Below are 15,437 nucleotides of genomic sequence, written 5' to 3'. Positions count from 1 at the left end.
TCGATCAACCGCGATAGTAGCGTTGTGGAACAAATGGCATTTTGCTTACAAGCATTTGCACCTTTTTCCCACGGACGATGGCCCACACAGGTGTATCGAGCGCGACGTAAGCGGTGTCAAGGTAACCCATCGCCAATGGCCCGCCCAAGGTCGGACCAAAGCCGCCACTGCAGACGCTGCCGATGGTCTCGCCGGCCTCGTTGACGATTTCTGCGCCTTCACGCACCGGGGTGCGCTCCCGTGGCAGCAGGCCGACGCGTTTGCGTGCCACGCCATTTTGTTGCTGCGCGAAAATTTGCTCCGCGCCCGGGAAACCCCCGGCCCGTGCGCCATCGGCGCGGCGTGGCTTGGAGATCGCCCAAAGCAGGCTGGCTTCGATCGGCGTGGTCTCGGTGTTCATGTCGTGGCCGTACAGGCACAGGCCGGCTTCCAGACGCAGCGAGTCGCGGGCGCCAAGGCCGATGGCCTGGACCTCTGGCTCGGCTAGCAGGGCGCGGGCTAGTTTCTCCGCTTCAGCGGCCGGTACCGAGATTTCGAAACCGTCTTCACCGGTGTAGCCCGAGCGGCTGACAAAGCAGTCCACGCCCAGCAACGACACACGGTTGAACTGCATGAACGTCATCTTCGCCACGTCCGGCGCAAGACGCGTCAGCACTGTGACGGCTGCCGGACCTTGCAGGGCGAGCAGGGCGCGCTCTTCGAACAGCGCCGTAATGGTGCACTGATCGCCGATGTGTTTTTGCAGATGCGCGAGATCCTGATCCTTGCACGCGGCGTTGACCACCAGGAACAACTCGTCATTGCCCAGATTGGCAACCATCAGGTCGTCGAGGATGCCGCCGCTTTCGTTGGTGAACATCGCATAACGCTGCATGCCCACCGGCAGGTCGATGATGTCCACCGGCACCAGGGTTTCCAGGGCTTTGGTCGCATTGGCACCGGTCAGGCGAATCTGGCCCATGTGCGAGACGTCGAACAACCCGGCTTGCTCGCGGGTGTGCTGGTGTTCTTTCATCACGCCGAGCGGGTATTGCACGGGCATGTCGTAGCCGGCGAAGGGCACCATGCGCGCGCCGAGTTCGAGGTGCAATGCGTGCAGCGGGGTTTTCGACAGGTGTTCGGTGGTCATGCGGGACTCCTTGATTCATACCAATCCTCTCCCGCAGGGAGAGGGGGCTAATTAGCATTCGATAATGTTGACCGCCAGGCCGCCGCGGGCGGTTTCCTTGTATTTGCTTTTCATGTCGGCGCCGGTCTGGCGCATGGTGCGGATGACTTTGTCGAGGGAGACGAAATGCTGACCGTCGCCCCGCATGGCCATGCGCACGGCGTTGATCGCTTTCACCGAGCCCATCGCGTTGCGCTCGATGCACGGGACCTGTACCAGGCCGCCGATCGGGTCGCAGGTCAGGCCGAGGTTGTGTTCCATGCCGATTTCCGCGGCGTTCTCGACTTGTTGCACGCTGCCGCCGAGCACTTCGCACAGAGCGCCGGCCGCCATTGAACAGGCCACACCGACTTCACCCTGACAACCGACTTCGGCGCCGGAGATCGAAGCGTTTTCCTTGTAGAGAATGCCGATTGCGGCAGCGGTCAGCAGAAAGCGCACGACGCCGTCGTCATTCGCGCCGGGGATAAAACGCATGTAGTAATGCAGCACCGCCGGAATGATCCCCGCCGCGCCATTGGTGGGCGCAGTGACCACCCGTCCGCCATTGGCGTTTTCTTCGTTGACCGCGAGTGCATAAAGATTGACCCAATCGAGCACCGACAGCGGATCGCGCAGGGCCGATTCCGGGTTCTTGCACAATTGCCGATGCAGCGCTGCCGCCCGACGTTTGACCTTCAAGCCGCCCGGCAAAATGCCTTCGTTACGACAGCCGGCAGCGACGCAGTCCTGCATCACCTGCCAGATTTTCAGCAGGCCGGCACGGGTTTCGGCTTCCGGGCGCCAGGCGCTTTCGTTGGTCAGCATCACCTGACTGATCGACAGGCCATAGGTGGCGCAATGACCGAGCAAGTCCTTGGCACTTTTGAACGGGAAGGTCAGCGGCGTGGCGTCTTCAACGATGCGGTCGGCACCTGCGGCATCTTCATCGACAACAAAACCACCGCCGACCGAGTAGTACTCGCGGCTGCGGATCTGAATCCCCGCCGCATCGAAGGCGCGAAAGATCATGCCGTTGGGGTGATAGGCCAACGGTTTGCGGATCATCGCCAGATGTTCTTTCTCGTTGAACGCAATGCTGTGTTCGCCGAGCAGGTTCAAGCGGCCATTGCCGCGAATTTCTTGCAGGCGCGTGGCGACGGTTTCGGTTTCGACTGTGTCCGGGTGCTCGCCTTCAAGGCCGAGCAGCACGGCTTTATCGCTGCCGTGACCTTTGCCGGTAGCACCGAGCGAACCGTACAGCTCGACACGCACGCTGGCGGTGCTGGTCAGCAGGTTTTCACGGCGCAAGCCCTCGGCGAAGCGCGCAGCCGCGCGCATCGGGCCGACGGTGTGGGAACTGGAGGGACCGATGCCAATCTTGAACAGGTCGAACACGCTTAACGACATGGGGGCTCCTGCGGAGCAGTTGTGAGTTTCAAGCTGCAAGCTGCAAGTAAAAGCGGATCGGGTTTTCCTTGCGGCCTCTATAAGGCCTCAGTGCATGCAGCAAGACACAAGCCGCAAGTTAAAAGCAGATCAGCCCTTACTTGCAGCTTGCAGCTAGAAACTTGCAGCTGCCGCTCTTAAGCGTAGCTTTCGATCGACGGGCAGGCGCACACCAGGTTGCGATCGCCGAAGACGTTGTCGACGCGGCCGACCGGCGGCCAGTATTTACCTTCGATCAGTGACGCGACCGGGTAAACGGCTTGCTCGCGGCTGTACGGGTGGGTCCATTCGCCAACCAGTTCTGCTGCGGTGTGCGGGGCGTTTTTCAGTGGGTTGTCTTCCTTGTCCAGGGTGCCGTTTTCCACTGCGCGGATTTCTTCGCGGATGCGGATCATCGCGTCACAGAAGCGGTCCAGTTCTTCCTTGGATTCGCTTTCGGTCGGCTCGATCATCAGCGTGCCGGCGACCGGGAACGACATGGTCGGCGCGTGGAAGCCGAAGTCGATCAGGCGTTTGGCGACGTCATCGACACTGATGCCGCTGCTGTCTTTCAGCGGACGCAGATCGAGGATGCACTCGTGCGCTACCAGGCCGTTGCTGCCGGTGTACAGCACTGGGTAATGCTCTTCGAGGCGGCGGGAAATGTAGTTGGCATTGAGGATCGCCAGTTGCGAAGCGCGCTTCAGACCCGCGCCGCCCATCATGCGGATGTACATCCAGGTGATCGGCAGAATGCTTGCGCTGCCGAACGGCGCCGCGCAGACCGCGCCTTCCTTGCGTTCCATCTGGCCGTGGCCAGGCAGGAACGGGGTCAGGTGCGATTTGACGCCGATCGGGCCAACGCCCGGGCCGCCACCGCCGTGCGGGATGCAGAAGGTTTTGTGCAGGTTCAGGTGCGAGACGTCGCCGCCGAACTTGCCCGGTGCGCAGAGGCCGACCATGGCGTTCATGTTGGCGCCGTCGATATACACCTGGCCGCCGTTGTCGTGAATGATCGCGCAGATCTCGCGGATGCCTTCTTCGAACACGCCGTGGGTCGACGGGTAGGTGATCATCAGCGCAGCGAGGTGCTCGCGGTGCTCGATGGCTTTGGCGCGCAGGTCTTCGATGTCGACGTTGCCGCGGGCATCGCACGCGGTGACGACCACGCGCATACCGGCCATTTGCGCGGTGGCCGGGTTGGTGCCGTGGGCCGACGACGGGATCAGGCAGATGTCGCGGCGCTCGTCGCCACGGCTCTGGTGGTAGGCGCGGATCGCCAGGAGACCTGCGTATTCGCCTTGCGAACCAGCGTTCGGTTGCAGCGAGATCGAGTCGTAACCGGTGGCGGCGCAGAGCATCGCTTCCAGCTCATCGGTCAATTGCTGATAACCGGCGCTCTGTGCGGCCGGAGCGAACGGATGCAGCGCACCGAATTCGGCCCAGGTCACCGGGATCATTTCGCTGGCGGCGTTGAGTTTCATGGTGCACGAGCCCAGTGGAATCATGGTGCGATCCAGTGCCAGGTCCTTGTCCGCGAGTTTGCGCAGGTAGCGCATCAGCTCGGTTTCCGAGTGATAACGGTTGAACACCGGGTGGCTGAGGATCGGCGACTGGCGCACCAGCGCAGCAGGGATGGTGCTCTGCACCGAGGCGGCCAGCGCAGCGAAGTCTGGCAGGGTCTTGCCGTTGGCGAACAGGCCCCACAGGGTTTCGACATCAGCCTGAGTGGTGGTTTCGTCGACCGACAGGCCCAGACGTTCGGCGTCGATCACACGCAGGTTGATCTGCTGAGCGTGCGCCTTGTCGTGCAGCGCAGCGGTGTCTGCGCCGGTGGCAACGGTCAGGGTGTCGAAGAAGTTTGCCTGCTCGACTTGAGCGCCCAGCGCGGTCAGGCCCTTGGCCAGAATCGCGGTCAGGTGATGCACGCGGTTGGCGATCTGCGTCAGGCCTTTCGGGCCGTGGTAAACGGCGTACATGCTGGCGATGTTGGCCAGCAGCACTTGAGCGGTGCAGATGTTCGAGGTGGCCTTTTCGCGGCGGATGTGTTGCTCGCGGGTCTGCATCGCCAGACGCAGAGCCGGCTTGCCGAAACGGTCAACCGAGACACCGACCAGACGGCCCGGCATGTCGCGCTTGAACGCATCTTTAGTCGAGAAGTAAGCGGCGTGCGGGCCACCGAAGCCCAGCGGCACGCCGAAGCGTTGCGCCGAACCGATGGCGACGTCGGCACCGAATTCGCCCGGTGCGGTGAGCAGGGTCAGGGCGAGCAGGTCGGCGGCCACCGCCACCAGAGCGTTGGCGGCGTGGAAGCGCTCGGTCAGCTCGCGGTAGTCGAACACATCACCGTTGCTCGCCGGATATTGCAGCAGCGCGCCAAAGAACGGCGTGACGTCAGTCAGTTCGCGCTCATCGCCCACGACCACGTCAATACCGAGCGGCTCGGCACGGGTGCGCAGCACGTCGAGGGTCTGCGGATGGCTGTGGATCGAGGCGAAGAACTGGTGGCTGCCCTTGTTCTTGCTCAGGCGTTTGCAGAAGGTCATGGCTTCGGCAGCGGCGGTGGCTTCGTCGAGCAGGGAGGCGTTGGCGATCGGCAGGCCGGTAAGGTCGCTGATCATGGTCTGGAAGTTCAGCAGCGCTTCGAGACGGCCCTGGGAAATTTCTGGCTGGTATGGGGTGTAAGCGGTGTACCAGGCCGGGTTTTCCAGCAGGTTGCGCAGGATCGGCGACGGCGTGTGACAGTTGTAGTAGCCCTGGCCGATGTAGGTCTTGAACAGCTGATTCTTGCCGGCGATGGATTTGATCATCGCCAGGGCGTCGGCCTCGCTGAGGCCGTCGTCCATGCCGAGCACGCTGGTGCCCTTGATGCTTTCCGGGATGACGCTGGCGCTCAGCGCTTCGAGGGAATCGTAGCCCAGGCTGTTGAGCATGGCTTGCTCGTCACCGGCGCGCGGGCCGATGTGACGGGCGATGAATTCGTTGGCGGTGCCGAGATTGATGGCGGTCATGGGGTAATTCCTCAGGCTTCGGCTTGGGCTTTGATCAGGCGGTCATAGGCGTCCTGATCGAGCAGTTTGCCGACAGCGGCGGCATCGCTTGGCTGGAAGCGGAAGAACCAGCCTTCGCCCAGCGGATCTTCGTTGACCAGTTCCGGGGCGTCTTGCAGCGCCGGGTTGACTTCCAGCACGTCGCCATCGAGCGGCATGTACACGCCGCTGGCGGCTTTCACCGATTCCACGGTGGCGGCTTCAGCGCCTTTTTCGTAAGCCTGCAGCTCAGGCAGTTGCACGAACACCACGTCGCCCAGGGCGTTCTGCGCGAAAGCGGTGATGCCGACAGTAACGCTGCCGTCGGCTTCGGTGCGCAGCCATTCGTGATCTTCAGTAAAACGCAACTCGCTCATGGAAACTCCTCAGGGGCCAGACTCGTCTGGTGGACGCGGTGGAAAGCTTGGGGCGGCGAAGCCCTTTATAGATGAAGAGTCAGGTAGCAAGAATGCGGCCAAGGTTGATTTAGTTATATAAATCAATGGCTTGTATTTTTCAGGTGGGTGTCGGCAGGTTGCGCCTGTAGCGAAATCGCTACAGCTTGGGGCGAGGAGAAAAGCTGAACGGGATCAAAGCGTTGCGCAGCGCTGGTCATAGACGAGTGTAGCGATATCGTTCCGCTGTAGCGCTTTCGGTACAGGTGGAGGTCGTTTTTGAACGGATTTCGAATACACCATAAAACCCTGTGGGAGCGAGCCTGCTCGCGAATACGGTGTGTCAGGCGCCAGCTATTTTGCTGATAGACCGCTTTCGCGAGCAGGCTCGCTCCCACATGGGGAATTTCCTGCAATAGGGATGCGTGGTGAGTCAGGGTTTATTGGGAATGCCGTATTTGCGCAGGCGATGGGCGATAGCGGTGTGCGAGGTTTGCAAGCGGCTCGCCAGTTGTCGGGTCGAGGGATAGCTGACGTAGAGCTTTTCCAATAGCTCTCGTTCGAACGATTCGACCGCTTGCTCCAGGCTGTCGACATCGGTATCGGCCTGGCGCGCCACCGAAGTGCCGGCGATGTCGAGGTCACCGATATCGACCAGGCTGCTCTCGCAAATCGCCGCTGCGCGAAAAATCACGTTCTGCAATTGCCGCACGTTGCCCGGCCAGCGATTGCCGAGCAGCGCCGGATAAGTGCCGGGCGCCAGGCGGCAGACCGGGCGCTGGATCTGCGCACAGGCCTGCTGCATGAAATAACGCGCCAGCAGCAGGATGTCCTGACCGCGTTCACGCAGCGGCGGCACTTCGACGTTGAGCACGTTGAGGCGATAGAACAGGTCTTCGCGGAACAGGCCTTCGCTGACCATTTTTTCCAGATCGCGGTGAGTCGCGCTGAGGATGCGCACGTTGACCTTCACTTCACGATCACCACCGACGCGGCGGAAGCTGCCGTCGTTGAGAAAACGCAGGAGTTTGGCCTGCAAGTACGGCGACATCTCGCCGATCTCATCAAGGAACACCGTGCCCTGGTTGGCCAGCTCCATCAGTCCCGGTTTACCGCCACGCGCCGCGCCAGTGAAAGCGCCGGGGGCGTAGCCGAACAGTTCGCTTTCGGCGAGGTTTTCCGGCAGCGCTGCGCAGTTCAACGCCAGAAAGGGAGCGCTGTGCCGCGCACTGATCGCGTGACAGGCGCGGGCCACCAATTCTTTACCGGTGCCGGTTTCGCCTTGAATCAACAATGGTGCATCAAGGGCGGCGACCCGTTGCGCGCGGGCCTTGAGCGTGCGGATCGCCGGAGACTCGCCGAGCAGGGCGTCGAAGCCTTCGGCGTGATCGTGATGCAGTGCCGAGAGTTGTTCGCCAATGCGGTTCGGTTGATACAGGGTCAGCAGGGCGCCGGCGTCGGTGATCGGCGTGGCGTCGAGCAGCAGGGTCTGGCCGTTGACGGTGATTTCGCGCAGCGGCAGGCGAAAGCCGTTTTCCAGCAGGGTGTCGAGCAGACCGGGATCGTTGAACAGCGCCGAGACGCTTTCGCCGGCCGGTTCGCGACCGTACAGGGCAATCAACGCCGGGTTGGCCAGCAGCACCTTGCCGGCGCTGTCGAGGGCCAGCACCGGGTCGGTCATCGCCGCGAGCAGGGCATCGAGTTGCAAGTGCCGGCGCTGGCCGGGGAGGATATCGACCACGGTCACCGCTTCCACGCCGAGCACGCGAAACAGCGCATCTTTCAGTTCTTCGAGCACTTGCGGGCTGAGGGTCGGCGCGTCGATGTAGACGTTCGGCGGGATCATCTCCACCGCATCCAGATTGAGATTGCGCCCACCGAGGATAGCCAGGACTTCCTGGGTGATGCCGACGCGGTCGATGAAGCTGACGTGGATACGCATGGGGGCGGTTCAGTGATCTGCAGAGCGGAGGGGGGCAAGTATGCCTTGGGGCGGGCTAATGGTGAAATCTGCGAGGACTTTCGTCACAACACAGATCCCGTGGGAGCGAGCCTGCTCGCGAAAGCGGTGTGTCAGACAAGACGATAATGCCTGATAGAAGGCTTTCGCGAGCAGGCTCGCTCCCACAAGGGGAATGTGGTGGATTCGGATTATTCGAAATGCTCGAGGTTCACCGGATCCCCCGACTGCATATTCAACTTCTGCCGAATGTCTTCAAACATCAGATCGTAATGCTTGTGCACCGAGCCGATCTGGCTGTGGGTCTTGGGTATGCCGTACTTCTCGGCGATCCGCGTGACATCGCGGGCGAAGTTGTAGGCCTCTTCCTTGGGCAGGAAAAACGCCTCCTTCATGTCCTTGCCCTGCATGCTGCCGTGCAGGGTGAACTGAATCCCTTTGCCTTTCTGCGGGTCGGTGAACACTTCATAGTCCAGATGCACGTTGTAATTGACGTCATCGTCGGTCAACGCGTGCCGCTCGATGTGCAGATGACCGGGTTCGAACTGGGCCATTGAGCTACTCCTTTCAAGGCATGGAAGCGGAGCAGGCCTTGAGCCTGCCCCGGCGTTTATTGTTATCGGTAGCTGATCCCCGGCTTCGCCGTGCTGACCCGCGTACCGGCGGTGCCCTGGACGATGGCTTCGATATCGGCCAGCGAACCGATCACCGCGACCTTGCCAGTATGGCGCGCGAATTCGCAGGCTGCCTGCACCTTCGGTCCCATGGAGCCGGCGGCGAAACCAAGGCGCTCAAGTTCGTCCGGGTGGGCTTCGGCGATGGCTTTCTGCGTCGGCTTGCCGTAGTCGATGAACGCTGCGTTGACGTCGGTGGCGATCACCAGCAGGTCGGCTTCCAATTGCTCGGCAAGCAACGACGAACACAGATCCTTGTCGATCACCGCCTCGATACCCTTGAGGTTACGGTTTTCGTCATACATGGTCGGAATGCCGCCGCCACCAGCGCAAATGACGATGCTGCCCTTGTCCAGCAGCCACTTGATCGGACGGATTTCGAAGATGCGCTTCGGCCGTGGACTGGCCACCACGCGGCGGAATTTGTCGCCATCCGGGGCAATCGCCCAGCCTTTTTCGGCGGCGAGTTTTTCCGCTTCGGCTTTCTCGTAGACCGGGCCGATCGGCTTGCTCGGCTTCTTGAAAGCCGGGTCGTTGGCATCGACTTCAACCTGGGTCAGCAGGGTGGCGAACGGCACTTCGAAGTCGAGCAGGTTGCCCAGTTCCTGTTCGATGATGTAGCCGATCATGCCCTCGGTTTCGGCGCCGAGCACGTCCAGCGGGTAGGGGGTGACAGAGGTGTAGGCCGCCGCTTGCAGCGACAGCAGGCCGACTTGCGGGCCATTGCCGTGGGCGATGACCAGTTGGTTGCCGGGATGGATCTTGGCGATTTGCTCGGTGGCGATGCGGATGTTGGCGCGCTGGTTGTCAGCGGTCATCGGCTCACCACGGCGGAGCAGGGCGTTACCGCCCAGGGCTACGACGATACGCATGGTGCAATCCTTCTAAGCAGAGGAATGGCAAACGACTCGATCTCCCTGTCGGAACCGATATCCCTGTGGGAGCGAGCCTGCTCGCGAAGGCGTCAGATCAGTCGACATTGCTGTTGAATGACCCACCACTTTCGCGAGCAGGCTCGCTCCCACATTGGGTTTCCGGTTCCTTCAGTGGGAGCGCTGTGGCGTCAGAGATCAGCCAGGGTCGAGACCAAAATCGCCTTGATCGTGTGCATGCGGTTTTCCGCTTGCTCGAAGGCGATGCAGGCCGGCGACTCGAACACGTCGTCGGTCACTTCGATGCCGTTTTTCAGGTGCGGATATTGTTCGGCGATCTGTTTGCCGACCTTGGTGTCGCTGTTGTGGAAGGCCGGCAGGCAGTGCATGAACTTGGTACGCGGGTTGCCGGTGGCTTTCATCAGGTCGGCGTTGACCTGATACGGCAGCAGTTGCTGGATACGCTCGGCCCAGGCTTCCACCGGTTCGCCCATCGATACCCAGACATCGGTGTGAATGAAGTCGACGCCTTTGACCGCTTCTTTCGGATCTTCGGTGAGGGTGATGCGTGCGCCGCTTTCCTCACCGTATTTTTTGCAGCGCGCGACCAGATCGTCCAGCGGCCACAGGGCTTTCGGCGCGCAGATGCGCACGTCCATGCCCAGTTTGGCGCCGATCAGCAGCAGCGAGTTGCCCATGTTGTTGCGCGCGTCGCCCAAGTAGGCGTAGCTGATTTCGTGGATCGGCTTGTCGGCGTGCTCACGCATGGTCAGCACGTCGGCGATCATTTGGGTCGGGTGATATTCATCGGTCAGGCCGTTGAACACCGGCACGCCGGCGAACTTGGCCAGCTCCTCGACGATTTCCTGTTTGAAGCCACGGTACTCAATGGCGTCGTACATGCGCCCGAGCACGCGGGCGGTGTCCTTCATGCTTTCCTTGTGGCCGATCTGCGAGGAGTTCGGGTCGATGTAAGTGACGTTGGCGCCTTGGTCATAGGCCGCCACTTCGAAGGCGCAACGGGTGCGGGTCGAGGTTTTTTCGAAGATCAGGGCGATGTTGTTGCCCTTCAGATGCTGTTGCTCGGTGCCGGTGTATTTCGCGCGTTTCAGATCGCGAGACAGGTCGAGCAGGTAACGCAGCTCACGTGGGGTGTGGTGTTCCAGGCTGAGCAGGTTACGGTTGTGGATGTTAAACGCCATGATGATTCTCCTTGGATTCGGTAATCGGCCCGGCCGCTACGGGATGGGTGCGGCCGGGGGACGGTCGTTTAGTAATCGATCGGGTCGCGGATGATCGGGCAGGTCATGCAGTGGCCGCCGCCACGGCCGCGGCCGAGCTCGCCGGCGCTGATGGTGATGACCTCCACGCCAGCCTTGCGCAGCAGGGTGTTGGTGTAGGTGTTGCGGTCGTAGCCGATGACCACGCCGGGCTCCATCGCCACCACGTTGTTGCCGTCGTCCCATTGCTCGCGTTCGGCGGCGAAGCTGTTGCCGCCGGTTTCCACCACGCGCAGTTTCGGCAGATTCAGCGCCGCAGCGACGGTGTCGAGGAAGCTGCCTTCTTCGCGGCGGATGTCGATGCCGCCCTGTTTGCTTTCGTCAGGGCGCAGGGTGAAGGCGACGATCTGGTTGACCACTTCCGGGAAGATCGTCACCAGGTCGCGGTCGCAGAAGCTGAACACGGTGTCCAGGTGCATTGCGGCGCGGGACTTCGGCAGGCCGGCGACGATGACTTTTTCCACCGCTTTGTTGTTGAACAGGTTCAGCGCCAGTTGGCCGATGGCCTGACGCGATGAGCGCTCGCCCATGCCGATCAGCACCACACCGTTGCCAATCGGCATGACGTCGCCGCCCTCAAGGGTAGAGTTGCCGTGATCCTTGTCCGGGTCGCCATACCAGATCTCGAATTCGGCGTTGGTGAATTGCGGATGGAATTTGTAGATGGCGGTAGTCAGCAGGGTTTCCTGACGGCGCGCCGGCCAGTACATCGGGTTCAGCGTCACGCCCCCGTAGATCCAGCAGGTGGTATCGCGGGTGAACTGGGTGTTGGGCAGCGGCGGCAGGATGAAGCTGGAGTGGCCGAGGAAGTCGCGGAACATCTGGATGGTCTTGCCACCGAAGCTGTCCGGCAGATCATCGGCCGACACGCCGCCAATCAGGAATTCGGCGATGTGCCGTGGCTCGAGGCTTTTCAGCCAGGATTTCACTTCGCTGATCAGGCCCAGGCCCACCGAGTCGGCGGTCACCTTGCGCTCAAGAATCCAGTCCAGCGCTTCGGGAATGGCGACGATGTCGGTCAGCAGGTTGTGCATTTCCACCACGTCGATGCCGCGCTCGCGCATCTTGGTGACGAAGTCGAAATGATCGCGCTTGGCCTGCGCCACCCACAACACGTCATCGAACAGCAGTTCATCGCAGTTGTTCGGGGTCAGCCGCTGATGGGCCAGACCTGGGGAGCAAACCATGACTTTACGCAGTTTCCCGGCTTCGGAGTGGACGCCGTACTTCACTTTTTCCGTGGTCATTTCTGTGTTCCTCCAGATGACAATTCAATCAGGGGTTACAGCGTCAGGAAGCCATCGTAGAGACCGTAGGCCGCCACCACGGCGCCCACGACCACTGCGGCGAAAATCAGCTTCTCGACGTTGGTGAAAACCGGTTGTTTGAGTTCCAGCTTGGCCTTGGCGAACAGGATTGCGCCGGGCGCGTAGAGCAGGGCCGACAGCAGCAGGTACTTGACCCCGCCGGCATACAACAACCACACCGCATAGATCAGGGCGATACCGCCGATGATCAGATCCTTGCGCCGCTCGGCGGCGAAGCCTTCGTAGCTCTCGCCGCGCACCGCCAGCAGCAGGGCATAGGCCGCTGACCACAGGTACGGCACCAGAATCATCGAGGTGGCGAGGTAGATCAGCGACAGGTAAGTGCTGGCCGAGAACAGGGTGATGATCAGGAACACCTGCACCATCGCGTTGGTCAGCCACAGGGCGTTGACCGGCACATGGTTGGCGTTTTCCTTGCGCAGGAACTCCGGCATGGTGTGGTCTTTGGCGGCGGCGAACATGATCTCGGCACACAGCAGCACCCACGACAGCAGCGCGCCGAGCAAGGAGATGATCAGGCCGACGCTGATCAGCACCGCCCCCCAGTGACCGACCACATGCTCAAGCACGGCGGCCATCGACGGGTTCTGCAGTTTCGCCAGTTCCGGCTGGGTCATGATGCCCAGCGACAGCACGTTCACCAGCACCAGAAACAGCAGCACGGTGATGAAGCCGATCACGGTGGCCTTGCCGACGTCCGAGCGTTTCTCGGCGCGGGCGGAGAAGATGCTCGCGCCTTCGATGCCGATGAACACCCAGACGGTGACCAGCATCATGTTGCGCACCTGGTTCATCACACTGCCCAGATCAGGGTTTTTCACGCCCCAGATGTCGGCGGTGAAGATGTCCAGTCTGAACGCGAAGACTGCGATCAACACGAACAGCAGCAGCGGCACGACCTTGGCGACCGTGGTCACCAGGTTGATGAACGCCGCTTCCTTGATCCCGCGCAACACCAGGAAATGCACGCCCCACAGCAGCAAGGACGCGCCGATCACCGCCGCCGGGGTATTGCCTTCGCCGAAGATCGGAAAGAAATAGCCGAGGGTGCTGAACAGCAGAACGAAGTAACCGACGTTGCCCAGCCAGGCGCTGATCCAGTAGCCCCAGGCCGAGGAGAAACCCATGTAGTCGCCGAATCCGGCCTTGGCGTAGGCGTAGACACCGCCGTCCAGGTCAGGCTTGCGATTGGCGAGGGTCTGAAAGACGAAAGCGAGGGTGAGCATGCCGACTGCGGTGATGGCCCAGCCGATCAGCACTGCACCGACGTCGGCGCTGGCGGCCATGTTTTGTGGCAACGAAAATATCCCGCCACCGATCATTGAACCGACTACCAGTGCAACCAGTGCACCGAGTCTTAGTTTTCCGGGCGCTTCAGACATTTGCATGACTCCATTGCAGGAAAGGAGAGCTCACAGCCTAGTACTGTTGTCTGTTCGAACAGCTGACATGGATCAGTGCATGGTCACATTCCATTGTTAATGAATGACTTGTCCGCCCGTTGCGGGCATAACGCTGTGGACTGAAAGGCCCGTTCCAGAGGCATTTAGCTGATGCAATCGGGAATAACTGTTAATGCTTTCGAACTATGACGCTAGTTGCTTTTCAGCGTTTGGCAAATGGCGGTCATCTTTTCGCAGTACAGAATTGATTAATCAGGATCAGCGCACAAAACTGTCTTAAACGTGATAAGCGTTATCGTGGTCGGCTATATATAACGGGTGCGAGATTCGGCATTACCTGATAAACGTCATCTACCCTTAGGCTTTTAGTCAGGTGTTGTTACAAATAAACAACATCGGCTCTTTCAAGGAGATCTGCATGTCGCAACCGACGCAAAAGCTGCGCCTTGGTGCGTTGATCGCGCTGGTGGTCGGGTCGATGATCGGCGGGGGGATTTTCTCGTTGCCGCAAAACATGGCGGCGCGCGCCGATGCCGGGGCGATCCTGATCGGTTGGGGCATCACCGCAATCGGCATGCTGACGCTGGCCTTCGTCTTTCAGACCCTGGCCAATCGCAAACCAGAGCTGGACTCGGGCGTCTACGCCTACGCCAAGGCCGGGTTCGGCGATTACATGGGTTTTTCGTCGGCGTGGGGTTACTGGATCAGCGCCTGGCTGGGCAACGTCGGCTATTTCGTCTTGCTGTTCAGCACCCTTGGCTATTTCTTCCCGGTGTTCGGTCAGGGCAACACGCCGATCGCCATCGGCTGCGCTTCGGTGCTGTTGTGGGCGGTGCATTTTCTGGTGATGCGCGGGATCAAGGAGGCGGCGCTGATCAACCAGTTGACCACCGTGGCCAAGGTTGTGCCGCTGATCATGTTCATCGTCATCGCTGCCGTCGCGTTCAAGGCTGACATCTTCACCCGCGACATCTGGGGCCGCAGCAACCCGAACTTCGGCGGGGTGATGGACCAAGTGCGCAACATGATGCTGGTCACCGTTTTCGTCTTCATCGGCATCGAAGGCGCCAGCGTCTATTCGGCTCGCGCAGAAAAACGCAGCGACGTCGGCCGCGCCACGGTGATCGGGTTTCTCGGTGTGCTGGCGCTGCTGGTGCTGGTCAACGTGCTGTCGCTGGGGATCATGAGCCAGCCGGAGCTGGCCAATTTGCAGAACCCTTCACTGGCAGCGGTGCTCGAGCACATCGTCGGGCCGTGGGGTGCGTTACTGATCAGCATCGGGCTGGCGATTTCGCTGTTGGGCGCGTTGTTGTCATGGGCCTTGCTGTGCGCGGAAATCCTCTTCGCCACGGCCAAGGACAAAACCATGCCAGCGTTCCTGAAGAAGGAAAACAAGAACCACGTGCCGGTCAACGCGCTGTGGCTGACCAATGTGATGATCCAGATTTTCCTGCTGATCACATTGTTCTCGGCGGGTACTTACACCAGCCTGATCTATCTGGCGTCGTCGATGATTCTGGTGCCGTATTTGTGGTCGGCGGCCTACGCGGTGCTGCTCAGCGGGCGCGGCGAAACCTACGAACACGCCTCGGCCGAGCGCACCAAGGATCTGCTGATCGGCGGCATCGCCCTGGTTTATGCGGTGTGGCTGTTGTATGCCGGGGGAGTGAAATATCTGCTGCTGTCGGCGCTGCTGTATGCGCCGGGGGTGATCCTGTTTGCCAAGGCCAAGCGTGAACAGGGGAAACCGGTTTTCACTACGGTGGAGAAAGGGATTTTTGCTTGCGTGGTGATCGGTGCGGGGCTGGCGGCGTATGGGTTGTATAGCGGGGTGTTGAGTTTGTAGGCGGGTTTGCTTTGGCCGGGCAGGCCCCTTCGCGAGCAGGACTACGCGAATACATGTGGGAGCGAGCCTGCTCGC

11 protein-coding genes are annotated in these 15,437 nt (G+C 61.0%); 1 reads left to right on the top strand and 10 read right to left on the bottom strand.

Translation table 11 applies throughout. The features are described from left to right. Positions 1 to 4: 4 nt before the first annotated feature. The 10 genes from gcvT to arcD (KVG87_RS24790) all read right to left on the bottom strand — a co-directional run bounded on the left by gcvT (position 5) and on the right by arcD (KVG87_RS24790) (position 13,495). Positions 5 to 1,129, bottom strand: coding sequence for a glycine cleavage system aminomethyltransferase GcvT (gcvT, locus tag KVG87_RS24835; protein ID WP_217853039.1), 1,125 nt, complete (start codon positions 1,127 to 1,129; stop codon positions 5 to 7). Positions 1,130 to 1,180: 51 nt separating this feature from the next. Further along, positions 1,181 to 2,557, bottom strand: coding sequence for an L-serine ammonia-lyase (locus KVG87_RS24830; RefSeq protein WP_217853037.1), 1,377 nt, complete (start codon positions 2,555 to 2,557; stop codon positions 1,181 to 1,183). A 176-nt stretch (positions 2,558 to 2,733) separates the two neighbouring features. Next, on the bottom strand, positions 2,734 to 5,586 hold the full coding sequence (gcvP, locus tag KVG87_RS24825; RefSeq protein WP_217853035.1) for an aminomethyl-transferring glycine dehydrogenase: 2,853 nt from the start codon (positions 5,584 to 5,586) through the stop codon (positions 2,734 to 2,736). Between the two features lie 11 nt (positions 5,587 to 5,597). Then, complete coding sequence (gcvH, locus tag KVG87_RS24820; RefSeq protein WP_039758162.1) at positions 5,598 to 5,981, bottom strand: glycine cleavage system protein GcvH; 384 nt, start codon at positions 5,979 to 5,981, stop codon at positions 5,598 to 5,600. Positions 5,982 to 6,432: 451 nt separating this feature from the next. Continuing rightward, positions 6,433 to 7,941, bottom strand: coding sequence for a transcriptional regulator GcsR (gene gcsR / locus KVG87_RS24815; protein ID WP_110646607.1), 1,509 nt, complete (start codon positions 7,939 to 7,941; stop codon positions 6,433 to 6,435). A 209-nt stretch (positions 7,942 to 8,150) separates the two neighbouring features. Next, positions 8,151 to 8,513, bottom strand: a complete 363-nt coding sequence (locus KVG87_RS24810) for a DUF5064 family protein (RefSeq protein WP_041479784.1) — start codon at positions 8,511 to 8,513, stop codon at positions 8,151 to 8,153. Positions 8,514 to 8,575: 62 nt separating this feature from the next. Next, the gene (gene arcC / locus KVG87_RS24805) at positions 8,576 to 9,505 is read right to left on the bottom strand and encodes a carbamate kinase (RefSeq protein ID WP_056787936.1); all 930 of its coding nucleotides are present in this window, start codon (positions 9,503 to 9,505) and stop codon (positions 8,576 to 8,578) included. Positions 9,506 to 9,696: 191 nt separating this feature from the next. Further along, positions 9,697 to 10,707, bottom strand: a complete 1,011-nt coding sequence (locus KVG87_RS24800) for an ornithine carbamoyltransferase (RefSeq protein ID WP_024014074.1) — start codon at positions 10,705 to 10,707, stop codon at positions 9,697 to 9,699. A gap of 68 nt (positions 10,708 to 10,775) precedes the next feature. Beyond that, positions 10,776 to 12,032: an arginine deiminase gene (gene arcA / locus KVG87_RS24795; protein WP_016773516.1), complete on the bottom strand. Its 1,257-nt coding sequence runs from the start codon at positions 12,030 to 12,032 to the stop codon at positions 10,776 to 10,778. Between the two features lie 35 nt (positions 12,033 to 12,067). Beyond that, entirely contained in the window at positions 12,068 to 13,495 is a 1,428-nt protein-coding gene (gene arcD / locus KVG87_RS24790; RefSeq protein WP_016773517.1) for an arginine-ornithine antiporter, read from the bottom strand. Positions 13,496 to 13,934: 439 nt separating this feature from the next. On the opposite strand from arcD (KVG87_RS24790), the gene arcD (KVG87_RS24785) reads away from it, so the two are divergent. After that, positions 13,935 to 15,362: an arginine-ornithine antiporter gene (arcD, locus tag KVG87_RS24785; RefSeq protein ID WP_217853033.1), complete on the top strand. Its 1,428-nt coding sequence runs from the start codon at positions 13,935 to 13,937 to the stop codon at positions 15,360 to 15,362. Positions 15,363 to 15,437: the final 75 nt, after the last annotated feature.

Source organism: Pseudomonas siliginis, assembly GCF_019145195.1.
GTDB classification, from domain to species: domain Bacteria; phylum Pseudomonadota; class Gammaproteobacteria; order Pseudomonadales; family Pseudomonadaceae; genus Aquipseudomonas; species Aquipseudomonas siliginis.
The sequence above is the reverse complement of the archived record's forward strand: the minus strand, read 5'-3'. Positions and strand labels throughout refer to the sequence as shown.

What these genes read in the sequence shown, in the direction of transcription:
- gcvT (WP_217853039.1), bottom strand. Translation starts at nt 1,129, where the DNA reads ATGACCACCGAACACCTGTCGAAAACCCCGCTGCACGCATTGCACCTC.
- KVG87_RS24830 (WP_217853037.1), bottom strand. Translation starts at nt 2,557, where the DNA reads ATGTCGTTAAGCGTGTTCGACCTGTTCAAGATTGGCATCGGTCCCTCC.
- gcvP (WP_217853035.1), bottom strand. Translation starts at nt 5,586, where the DNA reads ATGACCGCCATCAATCTCGGCACCGCCAACGAATTCATCGCCCGTCAC.
- gcvH (WP_039758162.1), bottom strand. Translation starts at nt 5,981, where the DNA reads ATGAGCGAGTTGCGTTTTACTGAAGATCACGAATGGCTGCGCACCGAA.
- gcsR (WP_110646607.1), bottom strand. Translation starts at nt 7,941, where the DNA reads ATGCGTATCCACGTCAGCTTCATCGACCGCGTCGGCATCACCCAGGAA.
- KVG87_RS24810 (WP_041479784.1), bottom strand. Translation starts at nt 8,513, where the DNA reads ATGGCCCAGTTCGAACCCGGTCATCTGCACATCGAGCGGCACGCGTTG.
- arcC (WP_056787936.1), bottom strand. Translation starts at nt 9,505, where the DNA reads ATGCGTATCGTCGTAGCCCTGGGCGGTAACGCCCTGCTCCGCCGTGGT.
- KVG87_RS24800 (WP_024014074.1), bottom strand. Translation starts at nt 10,707, where the DNA reads ATGGCGTTTAACATCCACAACCGTAACCTGCTCAGCCTGGAACACCAC.
- arcA (WP_016773516.1), bottom strand. Translation starts at nt 12,032, where the DNA reads ATGACCACGGAAAAAGTGAAGTACGGCGTCCACTCCGAAGCCGGGAAA.
- arcD (WP_016773517.1), bottom strand. Translation starts at nt 13,495, where the DNA reads ATGTCTGAAGCGCCCGGAAAACTAAGACTCGGTGCACTGGTTGCACTG.
- arcD (WP_217853033.1), top strand. Translation starts at nt 13,935, where the DNA reads ATGTCGCAACCGACGCAAAAGCTGCGCCTTGGTGCGTTGATCGCGCTG.